Annotated in this window: 4 protein-coding genes and 1 pseudogene; all 5 read right to left on the bottom strand. The window is 71.5% G+C overall.

The window, feature by feature from the left end; genetic code table 11:
- Window positions 1-1080: ABC transporter ATP-binding protein (locus B9S61_RS10890; RefSeq protein ID WP_103542070.1), on the bottom strand; the 1080-nt coding region annotated here is incomplete at its 3' end.
- A 118-nt stretch (window positions 1081-1198) separates the two neighbouring features.
- Entirely contained in the window at window positions 1199-1972 is a 774-nt protein-coding gene (locus B9S61_RS10885; protein WP_181007326.1) for an ABC transporter permease, read from the bottom strand.
- Between the two features lie 2 nt (window positions 1973-1974).
- Window positions 1975-2928, bottom strand: a complete 954-nt coding sequence (locus tag B9S61_RS10880; protein ID WP_103542069.1) for an ABC transporter ATP-binding protein — start codon at window positions 2926-2928, stop codon at window positions 1975-1977.
- Window positions 2929-3002: 74 nt separating this feature from the next.
- Entirely contained in the window at window positions 3003-3941 is a 939-nt protein-coding gene (locus B9S61_RS10875) for a DivIVA domain-containing protein (RefSeq protein WP_103542068.1), read from the bottom strand.
- A gap of 183 nt (window positions 3942-4124) precedes the next feature.
- Window positions 4125-5887 (bottom strand): annotated as a pseudogene (locus B9S61_RS10870) (hypothetical protein); the annotation flags it as partial.

Here is a 5887-nt window from a genome sequence, read left to right as displayed (position 1 = left end):
GCCCGCGGGGGTCTGGACCGGCGCGCCCTGCGGCGCCGCGAAGGCCTGTCCGCCCTGCTGCGGCGGCGGAGGCGCGTACCAGCCGGGCTGGCCCTGACCCGGGACCGGCATCGGCGGCTGCATGCCGGGCGGCAGCGGCTGCTGGAGGCCTTCCTTCTGGTCGATGGTCGAACGGTAGTCGACGGCGCCCTGCGTCATCCGCATGTACGCCTCCTCCAGCGACGCCTGGTGCGGCGACAGCTCCCACAGCCGTACGCCGCTGTCGTGGGCGATGTCACTGATGCGCGGCAGCGGCAGTCCCGTCACCCGCAGACCGCCGTCCTGCTCGGGCAGCACGTGCCCGCCGGCCTCGGTGATCGCGGCGGACAGCTTCTCGCGCGCCTGCGGCTCGGAGTCCGGCGTGCGCACCCGCGCGAAGTCGGCGGAGTTGGCCGAGATGAAGTCCGTGATGCTCATGTCGGCCATCAGCTGTCCGCGGCCGATCACGATGAGGTGGTCGGCGGTCAGCGCCATCTCGCTCATCAGGTGCGAGGAGACGAAGACCGTACGTCCCTCCGAGGCGAGCGACTTCATCAGGTTGCGGACCCAGAGGATGCCCTCGGGGTCGAGCCCGTTGACCGGCTCGTCGAACAGCAGCACCTGCGGGTCGCCGAGCAGCGCGGCGGCGATGCCGAGCCGCTGGCCCATGCCGAGCGAGAAGCCCTTCGACCGTCTGCCCGCCACGTCGTGCAGGCCCACCACGCCGAGGACCTCGTCCACCCGCCGGGCCGGGATGCCCGACAGCTGGGCCAGGCTCAGCAGGTGGCTGCGGGCGCTCCGGCCGCCGTGCACCGCCTTGGCGTCCAGCAGCGCGCCGACCTGACGGGGGGCGTTGGGCAGCCTGCGGTACGGATAGCCGCCGATCGTGACCTGACCCGCGCTGGGGTTGTCCAGGCCGAGGATCATCCGCATCGTCGTCGACTTGCCCGAGCCGTTCGGACCCAGGAACCCGGTGACGGCACCCGGTCGCACCTGGAAGGAAAGGTTGTACACAGCGGTCTTGTCGCCGTACCGCTTGGTCAGGCCGACTGCCTCGATCATGCTCCGCACCCATCGAAAGGTTCAGGACAGCGGGGCACACGCCCCCGTAAGGGTTAGGAGGATATCGGGGAGCTGACGGTTCCGCCCAAGGCCGGGTAAAAACCGGTCCGGCACCCCCTCACTGCGCGTCGCGCCTCTTCAGCAGCAGGTAACCCCCGATCAGCGCGGCTGCCACCCACAGCACCATGATGCCCAGGCCGCCCCAGGGCCCGTACGGTGTGTCGTCGTCGACGGGCGTGACGACCTGCATGATCTTGCTGCCGGCCTGGTCGGGCAGGAACCGGCCGACCTTCTTCGTGGCGTCGACGTTGCCGAGGATGTTGGAGATCAGGAAGAAGAACGGCATCAGGATGCCCAGCGACAGCATGGGCGAGCGCAGCATCGCGGCGACGCCCATCGAGAACAGCGCGATCAGCGTCATGTAGAGGCCGCCGCCGATCACCGCCCGCAGCACCCCGTCGTCGCCGATGGACGCCTTGTGCTCGCCGAGCATCGCCTGGCCCAGGAAGAAGGCGGCGAAGCTGGTGGCCATGGAGACGACGAGGGCGAGCGCGGTGGCCACCGCGAGCTTGCTGAACAGGAAGGTGCCGCGCTTCGGCACGGCCGCCAGCGAGGCCCGGATCATGCCGGTGCTGTACTCGTTCGACACCACCAGCACCCCGAACACGATCATCGCGAGCTGACCGAGGCTCATCCCGGCGAAACTGATGAAGGTCGGGTCGAAGGAGAGTTGCTCCCGGGTGCTCATCGAGTCGAACTCGCTCCTCGACAGGGCCGAGATCAGCATGCCGAGCGCGATGGTCACGACCACCGCGAGGGAGAGCGTCCACACCGTGGACGCCACCGACCGGATCTTGGTCCACTCCGACCGTACGACCTGCGTCGCCGCCATGCTCAGCCCTTCTTCCAGCTCTCGCCCCACGGCCGCCGGGGAGCGGGCGCGGTGGAGTGGGCGTGGTACTCCACCGACTCCGCGGTCAACTGCATGAACGCCTCCTCCAGGGAGGCCTGCCGCGGGCTCAGCTCGTGCAGCACCAGCCCGCCGCGCGCCGCCAGCTCCCCGATCCGCTCGGCGCCGGAGCCGTCCACCTCCAGCGCCCCGTCACCGCTCTCCACGGCGGTGACGCCCGCCCGGTGCAGCGCGTCCAGCAGGCCCTCGCGCTGCGGGCTGCGCACCCGGACGTAGGAGCGGGAGTTGCGCTCGATGAACTCCGCCATGGAGGTGTCGGCGAGCAGCCGGCCCTGGCCGATGACCACCAGGTGGTCGGCGGTCAGCGCCATCTCGCTCATCAGATGGGAGGACACGAAGACCGTACGGCCCTGGGCGGCGAGCGACTTCATCAGCGTGCGGATCCAGTGGATGCCCTCGGGGTCGAGCCCGTTGACCGGCTCGTCGAACATCAGGATCCGCGGATCGCCGAGGAGCGCGGCCGCGATACCGAGCCGCTGGCCCATGCCGAGCGAGAACCCCTTGGCCTTCTTCCGCGCCACCGCCGTCAGCCCGACCGCGTCCAGCGCCTCGTGCACCCGGCGCTCGGGGATGCCGTTGCTCTGCGCGAGGCACAGCAGATGGTTGTGGGCGCTGCGGCCCGGGTGCATCGCCCTGGCCTCGAGCAGGGCGCCGATGCGGGTCAGCGGGTCCTTGAGCCGGTCGTAGTGCGTCCCGTCGATCCGCACGTCCCCGGCGGTCGGGTGGTCCAGGCCGAGGATCATCCGCATGGTGGTCGACTTGCCGGAGCCGTTCGGACCGAGGAAGCCGGTGACGATGCCGGGTCTGACGGTGAAGGTCAGATCCCTGACCGCCACCTTCTCGCCGTACCGCTTGGTCAGCCCCTCGAGCTCGATCATGCGGCCACGCTAGAACGGGACAAAGCCCTCTGCCACCTCAGTGGCAGAGGGCTTCGCCGATGTGCGTCCCGCCGTTACCGCGACTGCTGGGCCGGAACCCCGCGGGTGGCCGGCTCGTCCTCGACGGCCGGCGCGCCGGTGGCGGCCACCGCGGCGCCCGTGAGCGTCGCCAGCATCTCGCGGACGTTCGTCAGCTGGGCGTTGATGGAGTCGCGGCGGTTGGTCAGCGCCGCGAGCTCACGCTCGGATTCCGAACGGATCCGGTCGGCCTTGGCGTTGGCGTCGGCCACGATGTCCTCGGCCTGGCGCTGCGCGGTCTCCACCGTCTGGCGGGCGCGGCGCTCGGCGTCGGTACGCAGCTTCTCGGCCTCCAGGCGCAGCTGCTCCGCGCGGTGCTCGATCTCCGCCAGACGCTTCTCCGCCTTGGCCTGGCGCGAGGCCAGGTCGCGCTCGGACTGCTCACGCCGCTTGGCGAGGTTCGTCTCGAAGTCGGCGGCGGCCTGCGCGGCCTTGGCGCGGGTCTCCTCGAAGAGGGCGTCCGCCTCCTCCCGCTTGGACTGCGCGTCCTTCTGCGCCTCGGAACGCAGCTGGGACGCCTCGCCCTTGGCCTTCTCGACGATCCGGACGCCCTCGTCCTCCGCCTTGGACTTGCGCTCGGCGGCGTACGACTCGGCGTCGTTGCGCACCTGCTGCGAGGCCGACTCGGCGAGCTCGCGGTGCTGCTCCGCCGCGCGCCGGGCCTCCTCGCGCAGGTCCTTCGCCTCCTCCTCGGCGAGGCGGAGGATCTTCTCCACGCGCGCGCCGAGCCCCGCGTACGACGGCTCGGCGTCGGTGACCTGGGCCTGGGCGTTCTGTGTCTCGAGGTGGAGCTCTTCGATGCGCTTTTCCAGGGCGGTGATGCGGGAGAAGGCGCTGTCGCGATCAGAGGTGACCTTGGAGATGTACTCGTCCACCTGAGCGCGGTCGTACCCACGCCGCACGTGCTCGAAGCCGTAGGGGGAAGTGTCGCTCATGGGGTTCCTGTCGAATGAGACCGGTGAGGTGATAGGGGGAATCCTAGAGGCCGAAGCGCTGTGTCATCGAGTGGATGCACGTTTGATACGGAGAATGACACCCCTTTTGAGTGGCGCGCCGCCGGAAAGCTTGCCAAGGCCACGGTCAAAGCCCTCACCGTACAGGGGATTTCGCCCGCTTTGCTAGCTATCGGACGACTTGCCACCCGTACGGGTGGCACCCGCGGCGGCACCCGCCTTGACCCCGTTGTCCTTGCCACCCGCCGGCGCCTCCAGGGACCCCAGCGCCTCCAGGACGTCCTGCACGCGGGAGATCTCCGCGTTGATGTCCTCGCGGCGCCGCACCAGCACCTCCAGCTCGCGCTTGCCCTCCTCGACCGTGCGCCGCGCCTCGCGGACCGCCTCGGCCTTCAGCTCCTCGGCCTCCCTCACGAGCGTGGCCTTCTTCTGCTCGGCTTCCTTCAGCAGACCCTCGGCCTTCTTCACCGCGGCGATCCGCACCTTGCCGGCCTCGGAGTTGGCCTCGGAGACGATCTCCTTGGCCTTCGCCCCCGCCTTGGCCAGCTGCTCCTCGGCGGCCTTGATCAGCGCGTCACAGCGGTCACCCGTGGACTTCATCGTCTCCGCCGCCTCACGGCGGGCCCGCGCGTGCAGTTCCTCGATCTCACCGGTGAGGCGGTCGCGCAGTTCCTCGGCGCGCTCCCTGATCCGGGTCGCGTCCCGGCGCGCGCCGACCAGCAGCTCGTCCGCGTCCGTACGGGCCTTCTCCACCCGCGAGTTGCCCTCGACGGTCGCCGAAGCCACCAGCCGCTCGGCCTCGCTGCGGGCCGCGCCGACCATCGTGTCGGCCTGCGCCTCGGCGTCCGCCGTCGTCTTCTGCGCCTGCTGCTGCGCCTCGGTGAGCAGCTTGTCCGCCTCGGCGGTGGTCTCCGTGATGAGCGTGTCGACCTGCTCGGCCGCCTCGGAGCGCCGCCTGTTGGCCTCCCCGCGGGCCTCGTCCAGCGCCCGCTCGGCCTCCTCTCGCGCGCTGGACACCAGCCGCTCGGCCGCCGCCTCCGCGTCGGACTTCAGCTGTTCGGAGTCCCGCCTGATCCGCTCCGCGCGCTGCTGCGCCGACCCGGCCGTCTCCGCCGCCTCGGCCCGCAGCCGCTCCGCGTCGCCGGTGGCGTCCGCGATCAGCTTCTCCGCCTTGGCGACCGACTCCGACCGCACCCGCTCGGCCTCGGCGACCGTCTCCGTGCGCAGCCGGTCGGTCTCGACGATGGTGTCCTCGGTGAGCCGCTCGGCCTCGGCACGCGCCTCGGTGATGAGCGTGTCCGCCTGCGTCGCCGCGTCCGAACGGATCCGGTTGGCGTCCTCCCGGGCCTCGGCCCGGGTGCGCGAGGCGGTCTGCTCGGCCTCGGCGACGGTGTCCGACGCCTCGGTACGCATCCGCTGGGCCTGCTCGGACACCTCCGAGCGGATCCGCTCGGCCTCCGTGATCGCCTCGGACACGGTGCGCTCGGCCAGCGACTTGGCGGCCTCCGTCTCCTCGTGCGCCTCGCGCCGCAGCCGGCCCGCGTCCTCGCTCGCCCGCTCCCGCTCCGCGTAGGCGTCGGCGCGGACCCGGTCCGCCTCCTCCTCCGCCTCGCGCCGCGTACGGTCCGCCGCGTGATCGGCGGCGGACCGCAGCCCGGCGATCTCCTCCTGCGCCTGCTCGTGCAGCCCGGCGACGGAGTCCCGTACCTGCTGGGCGTGGAGCTCGGCCGCCGACACCATCTCGGTGGCGCGCCGGTCCGCCTCCTCGACCAGGCGTACGGCCTCGGTCTGCGCCTCCTCCACACGCGTACGCGCGGCGGCCAGCAGCTCCTCGCTCTGCTCGCGGGCCCGCTCGCGCTCCTGGTCCGCCTCCTGGCGTGCCGCGCCGAGGAGTTCCTCGGCCTCGCGGCGGCGCCGGGCCGCCTCCT

Origin of the sequence: Streptomyces sp. SM1 (assembly GCF_002910825.1) — a bacterium.
GTDB lineage: Bacteria > Actinomycetota > Actinomycetes > Streptomycetales > Streptomycetaceae > Streptomyces > Streptomyces okerensis.
This window is presented reverse-complemented; position numbering and strand designations above follow the sequence as displayed.

Excerpts from the sequence above, each read along its gene's own strand:
- B9S61_RS10875 (WP_103542068.1), bottom strand. The coding sequence starts at position 3,941 with ATGAGCGACACTTCCCCCTACGGCTTCGAGCACGTGCGGCGTGGGTAC.
- B9S61_RS10880 (WP_103542069.1), bottom strand. The coding sequence starts at position 2,928 with ATGATCGAGCTCGAGGGGCTGACCAAGCGGTACGGCGAGAAGGTGGCG.
- B9S61_RS10885 (WP_181007326.1), bottom strand. The coding sequence starts at position 1,972 with ATGGCGGCGACGCAGGTCGTACGGTCGGAGTGGACCAAGATCCGGTCG.